This window comes from Pseudoalteromonas sp. MM17-2, assembly GCF_022347945.1.
Classification (GTDB): Bacteria; Pseudomonadota; Gammaproteobacteria; order Enterobacterales; family Alteromonadaceae; genus Pseudoalteromonas; species Pseudoalteromonas ruthenica.
Genome location: NZ_JAKRFV010000029.1, coordinates 22,868 through 37,075 on the forward strand (window position 1 = coordinate 22,868; position 14,208 = coordinate 37,075).

Consider the following 14,208-nt stretch of genomic DNA (forward strand, 5'->3'; position numbering starts at 1 on the left):
ATTGAAGGGATTGTAAATATTTGCCGTTCGTCCATACTGAAAAACACCCTTTACGGTATCAAGGAACACAAGATGATGTGGTTAGTTTTATTAATCATCGTAGCTGTGATCGTTATTTTCACAGTACGAGATATTCGCATGAGCATTGTTACTCGACCAGTTTTCAAATGGTTTAAACAAGCATTACCGCCGCTGTCTGCGACAGAGCGAGATGCCATGGAAGCGGGCGATATCTGGTGGGATGGGGAGCTCTTTCGCGGCAACCCCGATTGGCACCAATTGCACCAGTATGCAACCTCACAGTTAAGTGCTGAAGAACGTGAGTTTATCGATAACCAAGTCGTTGAGCTGTGCGCCATGCTTGATGATGAAACCATTACCGCACAACAGGACATGCCAGAGTCCGTGTGGCAGTACCTAAAGGATGAGGGTTTTTTCGCCCTGATTATTCCCAAAGAGCACGGTGGCCATGACTTCTCGGCATTGGCCAACTCAACCATTGTTGCCAAAATTGCCAGTAAAAGCCTAAGTGCTGCGGTGACTGTCATGGTGCCCAATAGCTTAGGGCCCGCTGAGCTTCTGCTTCATTATGGCACCTTGTCCCAACAACAACAGTGGTTACCTAAGCTTGCCAAAGGCGAAGCGCTGCCATGTTTTGCCTTGACCGGTCCAGAAGCAGGTTCGGATGCCGGTGCCATTCCAGATACCGGGGTTGTATGCAAAGGCGAATTTGCCGGTAAGGAAGTGCTGGGTTTACGTCTAAACTGGTCAAAACGCTATATCACCTTGGCACCGCGCGCGACAGTATTGGGCTTGGCCTTTAAAATGTTCGACCCCGACGGATTATTAGGAACAACAAAAAATATCGGTATTACCTGTGCATTGATCCCCACCGACCATCCTGGAGTCCGCACTGGCGACAGGCATAAACCCATGAATATGGGCTTTTTAAATGGCACCACAGAAGGGAAAGATGTCTTCATTCCACTTGAGTGGATTATCGGTGGTGAAGTGCAAGCAGGCAACGGTTGGCGCATGCTAGTGGAATGTTTAAGTGCAGGGCGCGGTATTTCATTGCCAGCGTTGAGCACGGCAACCGGGCACTTGAGTGCGCGCACCAGTGGCGCTTACGCGGCGCTAAGGCAACAATTTGGTGTCGCGATTGGCGAATTTGAGGGTATACAAGAAGCCCTCGCTCGCATCGGCGGATTAACCTATCAATTGGAAGCTACGCGGGTCTTGACCGCAACGGCGATAGACCAAAAATTAAGTCCGTCGGTGATCACCGCCATCGCTAAGTATCATATGACCGAGATGGGCCGCCAAGTGATCAACGATGCCTTGGATATACACGCCGGCAAGGGCATTCAAATGGGCCCCAATAATTATCTCGCCCATTGTTATATGGGCACACCGGTATCGATCACCGTAGAGGGAGCCAATATTCTTACCCGGAATCTGATGATTTTTGGGCAAGGCGCGATCCGTTGCCACCCCTATGTGATTGATGAAATGGTTGCTGCAGGGCTTGATGATGAAGAGAAAGGGGTGCGTGAGTTTGATCCGCTGCTTTGCCAGCATATGTTATACAGTGCTGGCAATGGCGTTATGTCGTTCGTTCATGCGCTCAGTGGTAGTTACTTTGCCAAGGCGCCCGTCGGTGGAGCGACAGCCAAATACTACCGCTATCTAGGGCGCTTCTCTAGAGCACTGGCATTTTGTGCCGATATTGCCATGCTCCGTTTCGGGGGCGATTTAAAGCGCCGGGAAATGCTGTCGGCTCGTTTGGGTGATGTGCTCAGCCACTTGTACCTCGCCTCAGCGGTACTTAAGCGTTACCAAGATGAGGGCCATCAACACGCGGATTTGCCATTTGTACAATACAGTGTTGAGCGTAGCCTCTATCTGTGCGCCAAAGCCTTTGATGAATTTATCTACAACCTTGGAAGCTGGCCACTGTCGTTGGCTGTTCGTACCGTGGTACTACCACTGGGCAATCATTTTAAAATGCCTAAGGATGAGGTCGCTAAGCAAGTTGCGCAGCATATGACTCGCAGTGGCGTCGTACGTGAGCGCCTCACGCATTTATGTGTGGTTGATGACAGCAATGGTACAGCGGTGCTTGATAAGGCTTTAGAAGCGCAACAACATGCAGCTCAAGGATATCGTGAGGTTCATAAGTTGCGTAAAAAAGGAGAGATTCAAGGGCTGACGATGATGCAGCTGATTGAAGATGCACGGGCTAAGAATAAGCTTAGCGCTGAGCAAAGCGAGCAACTGATTGCGGCTGAGTCACTAAGGCAAGAGGTCATCGCTGTGGATGTTTTTGCCGCACAAGAGTTTGAGTGATTAGAGACAATAAAAGGCCGCAAAAGCGGCCTTTTTTACTAACGACCGTAAGGGTCGGGGACAATCTCACTCACCAGCCAATCACCGCGTTCGCGGATCATCTTCACACTGCGCATATCATCGACTTGGTTGCCATGAAAGTGCCCGGTGAATACTAAATTGATGGTAGCGCGGTCACCATATTGCTGGCGAACACTCATCTCGGTACGGTCTAACTCAATGGTGACCTGATCATATTGTAAATTCACTAGGTTACGGGTGAATTGTGATGCCGTACCGTAGGAGCGCATAATACGCGCTAATTTGGGGGTCGCATATTGTGTGGCGCGCTCAAGGTTATCGTGGTTGTACAACGCATAGAAGTACTGAGTTGCCACGTAGCCCGGAGAGTTAGGATCGCCTGTAATATCATCGTCGTTTTGGCCGCAGGCAGTCAATAAAAGTATCAGAGCAAGAAGTAAAGTACGTTTCATTCCACTGTATTTAAGAAAGGCTATAAACTGGAATAAAGTGTGAGGGGCAATCGAAAATATGTAAAGAAAAAGGCGCTAAAGCGCCTTTTTTTCAGAATAAAGAATGGCTCTTGGCTTTACTGCTCAAGTTCCTGATCACTGAACTCACCAGCAAACAACGGACTTGAAAGGTAGCGCTCGGCAGAGCTTGGCAGAATAACCACGAAGTTTTTATCAGCATTCTCTGGCTTTTCAGCAAGACGCTTAGCAGCGACCACAGCAGCACCAGATGAAATACCGGCTAAGATCCCTTCGTTTTTCATTAGTTCATGTGCCATAGCGATGGCGTCATCATTACTGACTTGTTCAACCCCATCTAACAACTCTAAATCTAGGTTACCAGGAATAAAACCAGCACCAATACCTTGAATCTTATGGGGGCCCGGCTTGACCTCTTGACCTGCCATTGTTTGGCTGATCACTGGAGAATCCGTTGGCTCAACAGCAATAGATTGCACATTTAAGCCTTTCTCTTGCTTAAGATAGCGGCTTACGCCGGTGATAGTACCGCCAGTGCCGACACCAGCAATAAAGAAGTCGACTTTACCATCGAGTGCATCAAAGATCTCTGGACCCGTTGTCTCGAAGTGAATTTTCGGGTTAGCTGGGTTTTCAAACTGCTGTAACAGAATGTATTTATCAGGATCGCTGTCATGAATTTCTTTGGCTTTCTCAATCGCACCTTTCATGCCTTTAGGGCCTTCGGTGAGCACTAAATTAGCACCTAGCGCTTTGAGTAGCTTACGACGCTCCAAACTCATGCTGTTGGGCATGGTCAACGTTAACTTATAACCTCGAGAGGCCGCAACGAAAGCGAGGGCAATTCCGGTATTTCCTGATGTTGGCTCGATAAGCTCTTTATCTTTGGTCAGTTGTCCTGATTTTTCCGCTTCCCAAATCATTGAAGCACCAATGCGGCACTTGACGCTGAAACTCGGGTTGCGAGCTTCTACTTTGGCATAAACATTACCACCGGTAACACGGTTAAGTTTTACTAACGGGGTGTTACCAATGGATAGGGAGTTATCTTCGTAAATCTTTGACATATTCAATACCTAACGGGTTTGTCGCTGTATACCCTCACTTTACTCACTGTTTATGAAAACTAAAGGAAAGATTGGCTATATGATATAGCCAATCAGTTATAACGAAGAGGTATATAAATGAAGTTTCTTATATCACAAAATCCAAGCGTAACTGAATTTTGCAAACAGTGTACGATTATCTTTTTCCAACCGTGATAAGTCATCGTCCTGGTAGCCACTGTCTGAGTAACCTACAAACACCACAGACTGTGGATTGAGTTTATAAGAGTAGAGTAGCTGGGTGCTCAATGCTCGATAGCGCGCATCCACTTCTTTAACGTAGCTACTGGGCTCGCGCTCGATGTCGGTATAAATCATGGTTAAACGCAAAAAGCTACGTAAATTAAATTGATAGGTTAAGCGCAAGTCACTTAAATTAGCGCTGAAGATGTCCTCACCTGAGCGACGTTGCAAATCCTCGTAGGTGTGGCGCAAGCGCAGCGCTAGATGCGAATTGATATTGTAATTCACAGTGGGGCGAATACGCACAAACTCACCCAAACGGTTATTGGCCAAATCAACCTTATTACCTTGCGTCACATCGATATCAGCAACAACACCGGCGCTGGGTTTGATGGACGCAAATAGATTTATTTCGTTTTCGTTGAAGCGCGCACTATTACCGTCGATTGCTAAGGACGATGGATCGGCTCGTAACCCACGCCGCTCTCGACTAATAGTGCCAAGCTCTAGATAACTTTGCCAGGGGCCGTCAAGTGAAACAAAGCTTTGCGCCTCTTTTTCTATTAACTCGCCTGCTTGGTTGTGGGTGATATCCCAATCTGCATACCATCGGGCACGATTCCACCATGCGTCTTGCTCGGCGTACCAACGGTATTCACCACCGGTGGTAAACTTGTTGAAGTCAGTTTCACTAAGAAAGCCTAAATCCGCACGCAGTCCACGGCTGCGCATATGATAATTACCAAACAGGCTGTAGTATTTGGTGTCTCTATCCAAGCTTAAATAATACCCATAGCCATCATAGCGCTGCTCGTTCACACGTAACAAAGCTTCCGAATAACTGCAGTCATAGCGGCTTTCACAAGGTTGTGCGGGTGGTGTTTGGCAAGGTTCATCGGCATCACATAATTGCTCAATGAAGTCCTCACTATAGTCACTTTGTGATGCCAGAGCTTGCACCACCAAGGTGGTGAAGTCGTCAAACCGATATTTACTGTCGATGCTCAGCACTTCGTTGTGGTAATCGTCACTGCGCCTGAACGTCGAGCTGGCACCCAGGGAAAACGCACTGCTGATATCGTAACGATAGCGAAGCGCGCCGGCTTGTGAGTGTTGCTCTAAACTCACAACACGAGAACCTAAATTACCCGGTATAAGCACATTGGTTTGCTCATCGTTACTGATAAATGCGGCCACGGTATGGCCATTCTTGCTTCCGGTTAGTTTCGCTCCTGCGCCAGGCGCGGCGATATTTCGGGTATAAATTAAGTTTAAATTCGAAGCAAAATAGTCGGCATTGTCTAAAAAGAAGCTGCGCTTTTCTGGGAAGAATAAGCTAAAGCTTTCATTGACGTTGAGTTGTGCAACATCGGCCTCTACTTGTGAGAAGTCGGGGTTAACAGTGGCGTTGAGCGTTAAATCCGGGGTGATCCCCCATTTCAGGTCTAAGCTTGGTTCAATGTTATTGTCTTTTTGCCAAGGCTTTAAGGCCGCGTCATTGATGTCGCGTTGTTGCTGTTGGTTAAGCACCAAGGAGGGGACAACGGTGAGATTACTGCTTTGTTCGGCATTAGCAAAACCGTTCACTTGCGGCATTTGGCATATCCAGCAGTGATTACCATGGTCCAATTGCATACTTGAAAGGCGAAGGCGCTCATTTCGCGGATAAAAGCGCACTAACTCCATGGTCATGGCTTGGCTGCGTGGTGCGTCATCGAAGTTGAACATACGCATAGGTAAGGCTATTTCCACCTGGTATCCTTGAGCGGTGATATGGCCTGCGCTATCCCAAATGCCATCCCAGGCACTGTTTTCAGTTTTACTCAACTCATTTTCGATAGAGTCTTGTTGAACTCCAAGCGGATTGACAAAAAACTGATAGGCCAGCTTGGCACTGCCATAGGTGTCCAGTTTTATCCCTACTAAATCATCATCCCAAGCGCTATCACGATCGCGATAAAAGGCACGAATTTCCTCGGGGTGAGGGTCCTCGGCGATAAACCCTAAATAGAGGGTATCGTCATTTTCATAAATCAGTGCGGTGGTACTCACCGGTGATGGTTTATTTTCATAGGGCCAAGTGATGTTATTTACACTGATGCGCTTAGCCTGTTGCCATTGCGGCTCATCCAAGCGACCATCAATAGTCGCTGCATCAGCGAGGTAGGGAATATTGAGTGCCGGCTGTGCCGTTTCAGCCAATACAATAAAGGGATTAACGGCTATGGCTAAAACAGCAAGGCGACCTGCGAGAAAACGAGACAAAAGCACAACATGTCCAAGTGATTATTATTGATGGCGCTGTTGTAACAAGTTAGCAGGGTGTAAACAAAATATATTCGTTCAGTCGCGATTCAGCGCGACAAACCGCACAGGTGCTCAATGATTAGACACTTAGCTTTGTGCTCAGCGGTTTTTCCATACATCGATGACAAAAAATGTTAAAACAGGTGGCATTATTCATTACTGCTAAACCATCATGAAATTAATACTTAAATTGGTTGCTGGCATTGTCCTTGGAATGCTAATCGGCGCCTTTGCACCGGAGGCCGTAGCACGCGCTTTGTATACTGCCAAAGTGCTCATCGGCGAGCTGATAGGCTTTACCATTCCACTTATTATTTTATTTTTTATTTGTTCAGGCATCGCTGGGCTGCCCAAAGGGGCGAATCATTTACTTGGCCGCACAGTGGGGTTTGCTTATGGTTCGACGGTGGTAGCAGGGACCTTGGCAATCATTGTTATGACTTGGGCCGCCCCTTATATAAGTGGCTCAATCAATTTTCATGGCGGTGAAGAATCGGCTCTGAGCAGCTTTATCGATATAGAGATACCGCCGTTGATGGGGGTGATGAGTGCCTTAGTAGCGGCATTCGCCTTCGGCATAGGTATCAGTCAGCGCCAGCTGACACAACTACAACAAGTGGTTGATCAAGGGAAAGAAGTGATTGACGGGTTACTCTCGAAAGTCATCATCCCAGCATTACCCTTTTATATTGCCGGGGTGTTCGCTGACATGACCGTTGCCGGCACCGTTGCCTCAACATTGCAAACGTTTGCCGTTGTCCTTGCCATCGCTCTGGTTATGCACTGGGTATGGCTAAGTGTGCTGTATATTGGCACCGGATTATTGTTAGGGCGCTCACCTTGGATGTTATTAAAGAATATGTTACCTGCTTATTTAACCGCGCTTGGCACAATGTCCAGTGCCGCGACCATCCCGGTATCGCTTAAAGCCAGCAAAGATAATGGCGTGAAAGAACACATTGCTAATTTCAGTGTACCGCTGTGTGCGACCATCCACCTCTCTGGCTCGACCATTACCATCGTCACCTGTGCCATGGCGGTGATGGCATTATCGCCGACAATGGCGATAGGAAGCTTGACGGAAATGCTGCCATTTGTACTAATGTTAGGTATAGTGATGATCGCAGCCCCTGGGGCACCGGGCGGTGCGGTTATGTCGGCACTGGGGCTATTAACCAGTATGCTTGGGTTCACTGATGCAGCAATTGCATTAATGATCGCATTATATTTGGCTCAAGACAGCTTTGGCACGGCCTGCAATGTGACCGGTGATGGTATCATAGCATTGTGGGTTGACCGTTTTTCTGATAAAACAAGTGCTTGATTTAGGGTGTAAGAATAATACGTGTAGTTATTGTACAAAACAGCTGTAACTACACGTGTATAAAGAGGGTTTTCCTGTTGATTAATGTACTGCTAGTAGATGACCATGAACTGGTGCGTACCGGGATAAAGCGCATCCTTGATGATGTTCGCGGTTTTAAGGTTATCGGTGAAGCAAAAACTGGTGAAGAGGCGGTGCAGTTTTGCCGTCAAAACGAGCCAGACATCGTACTAATGGACATGAACATGCCGGGCATTGGCGGTCTCGAGGCCACGAAGAAGATCTGCCGTTACTGCCCTGATGTTAAAGTGATTGTGCTCACTGTTCATTGCGAAGACCCTTTCCCTAGTAAAGTCATGCAAATTGGCGCTCACGGTTACCTCACCAAAGGGGCAGGCCCTGAAGAGGTGGTTAATGCGATTCGCGCAGTGAACTCCGGTCAACGCTACATTGCGCCACAAATTGCTCAGCAAATTGCGTTGGCGCAGTTCAGTGGCCGCACCGACGAAAACCCATTTCAAACTCTCTCAGATCGCGAACTGCAAATTATGCTGATGATTACGCGAGGTGAAAAGGTGCAAAGCATCGCCGACCGATTAAATCTGAGCTCAAAAACGGTCAACAGCTATCGCTATCGTATATTCGAAAAACTGGCTGTGAACGGCGATGTGGAACTCACGCACTTAGCCATTCGCCATAAAATGATAGATATTGATAGCGACCACTGATCCTGGCTATGAGTTTTGCTGCCGACCAGTTTTTAAAAACGGTCTCTGAAGAACCCGGCGTATATCGCATGCTAGATAGTGAGCAGCAAGTGATATACGTAGGTAAAGCGAAAAACCTTAAAAAGCGCCTTTCAAGCTATTTTCGTAAAACGGGCCTCGATGCTAAAACGCAAGTATTGGTGCGTAATATTGATGATATCAATGTAACGCTGACCAATACTGAAACCGAGGCCTTGCTACTAGAAAATAATCTGATCAAGAAGTATCAGCCGCGCTACAATATTTTACTTCGCGATGATAAGTCCTATCCGTACATTTTATTGACTAAGCATCAACACCCTAGATTAGCTTTCCATCGCGGTGCGCGCAAAATCAAGGGTGAATACTTTGGGCCCTTTCCAAGTGCTGGCGCCGTTTCTGAAAGTCTGCGTTTGATGCAAAAGTTGTTTCCCGTACGTCAATGTGAAGACAGCTACTACAAAGCACGCAGCCGTCCTTGTTTGCAGTACCAACTTAAACGCTGCAGTGCGCCCTGTGTTGGCAAAGTCAGTGATGAAGAGTACAGCGCCCAAGTAGACTACGTACGTAAGTTTCTCGGTGGCAAATCCCATGAGGTGATAAGTTCATTGGTGGCTAAAATGGAACACGCCAGTGAGCAACTCGCCTTTGAAAAAGCCGCCAAGTACCGTGATCAAATCCAGCTGTTACGTAAAGTACAAGAGCAGCAGTCAGTGTCCGGAAAGCACGCTGAGCTAGATGCCCTCGGCTATTGTCGCCGAAATGGCATGGTTGCGGTACACATTCTCATGGTGCGTGATCACAAAGTGATGGGCAGCAAAACGTTGTACCCCAAAGTGCCAAAAGACTCCAGCGATGACGAAATTTTAACGTCTTTTATTGCCCAGTATTATTGTGCACCAGGGGCGACTGGGCGTATCGCCAAAGAGTTGGTGCTGCCTTTTGCAATTGATGAGCAGCAACCGTTGAGCAATGCTATGAGTGAGCTTAAAAGCACACAAGTAAAGCTCAATACAGTGCATCGTGGCGAACGTGCTCAGTATCTACAGTTAGCGAACAAAAATGCCGACTCTAGCTTAGAAGTGCAGCAAAGCACGCAAGATGCTATCAATAAACGCTACGCACTACTTAAAGAGGCGCTACACCTTGATGATATCGCTCGCATGGAGTGTTTCGATATCAGCCACACCATGGGTGAGAACACGGTGGCATCATGCGTGGTGTTTGACCGTCAAGGGCCCAATAAGAGTGAATATAGACGCTTTAATGTCACCGGCATTACCCCAGGTGATGATTATGCCGCGATGGCCTTTGCGCTCAATAAACGTTATGGCAAGCTGACTGACGAGAGCAAGATCCCGGATGTCATTTTTATTGACGGTGGTAAGGGACAATTGAATCAAGCCGTGGCGTTTTTTAGCGATTGGTCGTTTGCAAAAATGCCCTTGCTTGTCGGCGTTGCTAAAGGCACTAGTCGAAAGCCTGGTTTAGAGACATTATTGATTGATGCCGGGCGCAAAACCGTATCTCTTGGCAGTGATTCACCGGCGTTGCATCTTATTCAACATATTCGTGATGAATCACACCGTTTTGCCATTGCTGGACACCGTAACAAGCGTCAGAAGCAGCGTAATCAATCAGTGCTTGAGGAAATTGGTGGCGTAGGGCAAAAGCGTCGCCAAGCTCTGTTAAAATACCTTGGTGGTATGCAAGGCGTGAAAAGCGCGACAATTGAGCAGCTCAGCCAAGCGCCGGGGATCAGTCCCGCGATGGCGGAAAAGATATTTAACCATTTGCATGACAAGGCATAGCCCTTCGTGCGAATATTACTGAAAAGAAAACGCTAAGAACGCCTAGTAGTTATGTGGAACATTCCCAATACCCTAACAGCCTTTAGGTTGTGTTTAATCCCAATTTTTTTATTTATCTTCTATCTACCGAGTCAATGGGCGTTTTTCGCAGCAGCATTTGTATTTTGGCTAGCGTCGATCACCGATATCCTTGATGGCTATCTAGCTCGGCGTTTAAATCAGTCGACGCCGTTCGGTGCCTTTTTAGACCCTGTTGCCGATAAAGTAATGGTCAGTGCAGCCCTGGTGGTGTTAGTTGGCCACTATCAAAGTGCGTGGATGACCGTACCGGCGTTGATTATTATCGGCCGCGAAATAGTGATCTCGGCTTTAAGAGAGTGGATGGCGGAGCAGGGTAAGCGTGGTGAGGTAGCGGTATCCCAACTTGGTAAGGTGAAAACAGCGGCGCAAATGCTCGCCATTATTGGCCTGATTTGGCAATTTCAGCCTTGGATGGTGACCCTGAGTTATATTCTATTATACATAGCGACTATTCTGACCTTTGGCTCTATGGTGCAGTATCTCATGGCTGCGCGCCATAGCTTCTTCGCTAAAGAAGGCTAAATGTATAATAACACGCCGTTTTAGATAAAAATTAAGCAAACGATTCAAAACCCATATTTTTTGTATTGACGCGTTTAATAATCTCTGTAGAATGCGTCGGTGTTGAGAGGGCGCTAGCCCAGCACTGCTTTATCTAAGTGTTATAAACAGTGTTCAATGATGCGAGTATAGCTCAGCTGGTAGAGCGCAACCTTGCCAAGGTTGAGGTCACGAGTTCGAACCTCGTTACTCGCTCCAATCATTGATGGCGGAATGGCAGAGTGGCCATGCAGCGGATTGCAAATCCGTCTACCTCGGTTCGACTCCGGGTTCCGCCTCCATATCTCAACGTTTCCACACGCGTATAGCAACCCGAGCCCGGGTGGTGGAATTGGTAGACACAAGGGATTTAAAATCCCTCGCTGGTAACAGCGTGCCGGTTCAAGTCCGGCCCCGGGCACCATTTGCTAATATTGCTTCGGCAATGAGTATAAGTTAGCTCTTATACAGTTAGGATTGCGAGTATAGCTCAGCTGGTAGAGCGCAACCTTGCCAAGGTTGAGGTCACGAGTTCGAACCTCGTTACTCGCTCCAATCTACTTAACGTGTGTATGACAGCATGTCAGCCATCCGCCCGGGTGGTGGAATTGGTAGACACAAGGGATTTAAAATCCCTCGCTGGTAACAGCGTGCCGGTTCAAGTCCGGCCCCGGGCACCATTTTCTAACATTGCTTCGGTAATGAGTATAAGGTGGCACTTATATATTAGGATTGCGAGTATAGCTCAGCTGGTAGAGCGCAACCTTGCCAAGGTTGAGGTCACGAGTTCGAACCTCGTTACTCGCTCCAATTCTTAATAACATGCTAAAATCACATCTCTACGGCGGAATGGCAGAGTGGCTATGCAGCGGATTGCAAATCCGTCTACCTCGGTTCGACTCCGGGTTCCGCCTCCATAATAAATTCTTTTTTTTCTTACAGTTATTTTGTATATTGGCAGTCAGTTTAATGTCATGGTCGTTATACAAATGAAACGGATATCCCTACTTTTCCCTATTATTGTCTTGTTGTGCTCGTGCACCTCAGTGAAATTTAACCCACGTTATGAGCAGCAGCAGTGGCATACTGTGATTGTTGCGCCATTTAGCGGAGACAGTAGCGAGCGCACAGTAAGCAAGCGTATAGATTACCAATTGAGCACGCTCGCTGGGATCACTGTTATCCCTAGTTACAATGTCGATATGCTGCTTAAACAGCATGATTTGCAAGAGCAATATGAGCAACACCCGCGAGAAGCGCTTTTTGAACTGGCTAAAAAGGTGAACGCGGACGGTGTGATAGAGGGGGAGGTTATTAGCAATCATGCCAATCGCTCTCAAGCTTTCCATCACGTTGAGATCACTTCGCGCATCGTTGATACCAATAACTTAGCAATAGTAGCAACCAGCTATGAGCAAAACAGTTCATTGATCGGCTCGCTGAATGACCTTTCTATGCAAAGCACTGACGAAATAGTTGCTGAGCTTCAAATAGCACTAGCAAAACTAGGGGCACAGCTGCCTTAAATACAAAAAAAGGAGCGTGAAGCTCCTTTTTTTACCAAGAGTCGGGGTCGACTTCTTTTGCTAACTTGGGGTGTTTGTTTTTATCAAAGGTGGGTACGACACCTTGTTTTCGTTGTTGTTGGTAATCCTTACTCAGCCAAATCACGACGCCCGAAAGCATAAACAATGCAATGACATTAATAATGGCCATCATCCCCATTGAGATATCGGCGAGGGTCCACACGAGCTTTATCTCACCTAAAGAACCAAACATCACCATAGCCAATACCAAGGCGCGGAAAATCAGCATACCTTTCTCGTGATTATGTTCCAAAAATAACAGGTTAGTTTCTGCGTAAGAGTAATTTGCAACAATGGAAGTGAAAGCAAAAAATAGGATAGCAACGGCTACAAAAATAGCGCCCCATTCACCAACGTGTGTAACTAAGGCATTTTGTGTTAGAGCGATACCAGTCAAACCAGAGCCAGGTGCCAGCTGCCCTGAGAGCAATATAAGCGCGGCGGTGGCGGAGCAGATCACTATAGTATCGATAAACACTCCTAACATTTGTACGTAACCTTGGGATGCAGGATGCGGTGGATTGGGGGTAGCTGTTGCCGCAGCATTAGCCGCACTACCCATACCTGCTTCGTTAGAGAATAAGCCGCGTTTTATGCCTTGGATCATCGCCTGCATAACTCCATAGCCAATGGCACCCGCTCCGGCTTGCTCAATACCAAACGCATGGTTGATAACGACCATAAAGACCTGAGGAAGCTGCTCAAGATTAACCGCGCACACATATAGTGCTAGCACTAAGTAAGCCAGTGCCATAAAGGGCACAACCCATTCTGCAAAGCGAGCAATGGTTTTTAAGCCACCGAATATCACAAAGCCAGAACCTATAACTAAGGCGATGCCGACAACGTAATTGGGGATAGCAAAGGCCTCATTAAAAGCCGCCGCAATAGAGTTTGCTTGTACGGCATTGAACACCAGACCAAACGCAAGAATTAAGCATAATGAAAAAGCAACACCCATCCAGCGTTTACCCAAGCCTTTTTCCATGTAGTAGGCCGGACCACCACGAAAATTGCCATGCTCATCCTTCACTTTATACGCTTGGGCTAATGTGCTTTCGGCAAAACTTGTGGCCATACCAATTAAAGCAATAAGCCACATCCAAAATATCGCACCAGGACCACCTAAATACAGAGCTACACCCACCCCGGCCATATTGCCGGTGCCAACGCGTGCAGCGAGTGACGTACAAAATGCTTGAAATGAGGATATCCCCCCTTGCGCACCTTGACGGCTGTTAAACATAACCTTAAAAGTATGGCCAAAGTCTCTAAATTGAATGAAGCCCAATCGCACAGTAAAGAATAGGCCAGCAGCGATTAGCAAATATACCAGCACATGCCCCCAAATAAGGCCGCTAATAGTATTAGCGATTTCGGTCATAACACGTGTACCTTTAGTTAGTATGAGAATAGCGCGGCAATCTAGCACATAGGTCGCGAGATTTTTAGTGAATTGGGGTATATAGATAAAAGAGCCACATAATCGGTTAGTTTATGTTCGAAAAGTAGTGTTATCCACACAGTTTTGTGGGTAAGTGGTGGTTAAGTTGTGGGGAGTGTCTTGAGGTAATGTTTTTTGCAATTTTCTTTAAAAAAGGGGTTGCGTTGATTTTGTTTCTCCCTATAATGCGCTCCCACTGACACGGCAGACAGCAACGGATAACGAGCTAAACGCGGTGTT

The 14,208-nt window shown here is 47.1% G+C and carries 10 protein-coding genes and 7 tRNA genes; 13 read left to right on the forward strand and 4 right to left on the reverse strand.

From position 1 onward, the window contains the following. Positions 1-75 precede the first annotated feature (75 nt). Positions 76-2,349 carry an acyl-CoA dehydrogenase gene (locus tag MHM93_RS17920; RefSeq protein WP_239450067.1) on the forward strand — a complete coding sequence of 758 codons (2,274 nt, stop codon included), beginning with the start codon at positions 76-78 and terminating at the stop codon, positions 2,347-2,349. Positions 2,350-2,387: 38 nt separating this feature from the next. On the opposite strand, the gene MHM93_RS17925 is transcribed toward MHM93_RS17920, so the two are convergent. From MHM93_RS17925 to MHM93_RS17935, 3 genes are all read right to left on the reverse strand, one after another. Beyond that, the gene (locus tag MHM93_RS17925) at positions 2,388-2,822 is read right to left on the reverse strand and encodes a hypothetical protein (protein WP_022944544.1); all 435 of its coding nucleotides are present in this window, start codon (positions 2,820-2,822) and stop codon (positions 2,388-2,390) included. 116 nt (positions 2,823-2,938) lie between these two features. Next, positions 2,939-3,907: a cysteine synthase A gene (cysK, locus tag MHM93_RS17930; protein WP_022944543.1), complete on the reverse strand. Its 969-nt coding sequence runs from the start codon at positions 3,905-3,907 to the stop codon at positions 2,939-2,941. A 132-nt stretch (positions 3,908-4,039) separates the two neighbouring features. Further along, entirely contained in the window at positions 4,040-6,400 is a 2,361-nt protein-coding gene (locus MHM93_RS17935) for a DUF5916 domain-containing protein (protein WP_239450064.1), read from the reverse strand. 208 nt (positions 6,401-6,608) lie between these two features. On the opposite strand from MHM93_RS17935, the gene MHM93_RS17940 reads away from it, so the two are divergent. The 12 genes from MHM93_RS17940 to MHM93_RS17995 all read left to right on the forward strand — a co-directional run bounded on the left by MHM93_RS17940 (position 6,609) and on the right by MHM93_RS17995 (position 12,464). Further along, entirely contained in the window at positions 6,609-7,760 is a 1,152-nt protein-coding gene (locus tag MHM93_RS17940) for a dicarboxylate/amino acid:cation symporter (RefSeq protein ID WP_022944541.1), read from the forward strand. A gap of 77 nt (positions 7,761-7,837) precedes the next feature. Beyond that, a complete protein-coding gene (gene uvrY, locus MHM93_RS17945; protein WP_022944540.1) occupies positions 7,838-8,488 on the forward strand; it encodes a UvrY/SirA/GacA family response regulator transcription factor in 651 nt (216 codons plus the stop codon). 8 nt (positions 8,489-8,496) lie between these two features. Beyond that, complete coding sequence (gene uvrC / locus MHM93_RS17950) at positions 8,497-10,317, forward strand: excinuclease ABC subunit UvrC (protein ID WP_053911558.1); 1,821 nt, start codon at positions 8,497-8,499, stop codon at positions 10,315-10,317. A gap of 51 nt (positions 10,318-10,368) precedes the next feature. Next, positions 10,369-10,920: a CDP-diacylglycerol--glycerol-3-phosphate 3-phosphatidyltransferase gene (pgsA, locus tag MHM93_RS17955; RefSeq protein WP_022944538.1), complete on the forward strand. Its 552-nt coding sequence runs from the start codon at positions 10,369-10,371 to the stop codon at positions 10,918-10,920. Between the two features lie 161 nt (positions 10,921-11,081). Then, positions 11,082-11,157, forward strand: a tRNA-Gly gene (locus MHM93_RS17960). Between the two features lie 9 nt (positions 11,158-11,166). Next, a tRNA-Cys gene (locus tag MHM93_RS17965) sits at positions 11,167-11,240 on the forward strand. A gap of 35 nt (positions 11,241-11,275) precedes the next feature. Beyond that, positions 11,276-11,362, forward strand: a tRNA-Leu gene (locus MHM93_RS17970). Positions 11,363-11,417: 55 nt separating this feature from the next. Then, positions 11,418-11,493, forward strand: a tRNA-Gly gene (locus tag MHM93_RS17975). A 38-nt stretch (positions 11,494-11,531) separates the two neighbouring features. After that, positions 11,532-11,618 (forward strand) — tRNA-Leu (locus MHM93_RS17980). Between the two features lie 54 nt (positions 11,619-11,672). Then, positions 11,673-11,748: transfer RNA gene (locus MHM93_RS17985), tRNA-Gly, on the forward strand. Between the two features lie 33 nt (positions 11,749-11,781). Continuing rightward, positions 11,782-11,855: transfer RNA gene (locus MHM93_RS17990), tRNA-Cys, on the forward strand. A gap of 72 nt (positions 11,856-11,927) precedes the next feature. After that, positions 11,928-12,464: a hypothetical protein gene (locus MHM93_RS17995; protein WP_239450065.1), complete on the forward strand. Its 537-nt coding sequence runs from the start codon at positions 11,928-11,930 to the stop codon at positions 12,462-12,464. 31 nt (positions 12,465-12,495) lie between these two features. Here MHM93_RS17995 and MHM93_RS18000 read toward each other — a convergent pair whose 3' ends face one another. After that, complete coding sequence (locus MHM93_RS18000) at positions 12,496-13,908, reverse strand: sodium:alanine symporter family protein (protein ID WP_239450066.1); 1,413 nt, start codon at positions 13,906-13,908, stop codon at positions 12,496-12,498. Between the last annotated feature and the right edge of the window lie 300 nt (positions 13,909-14,208).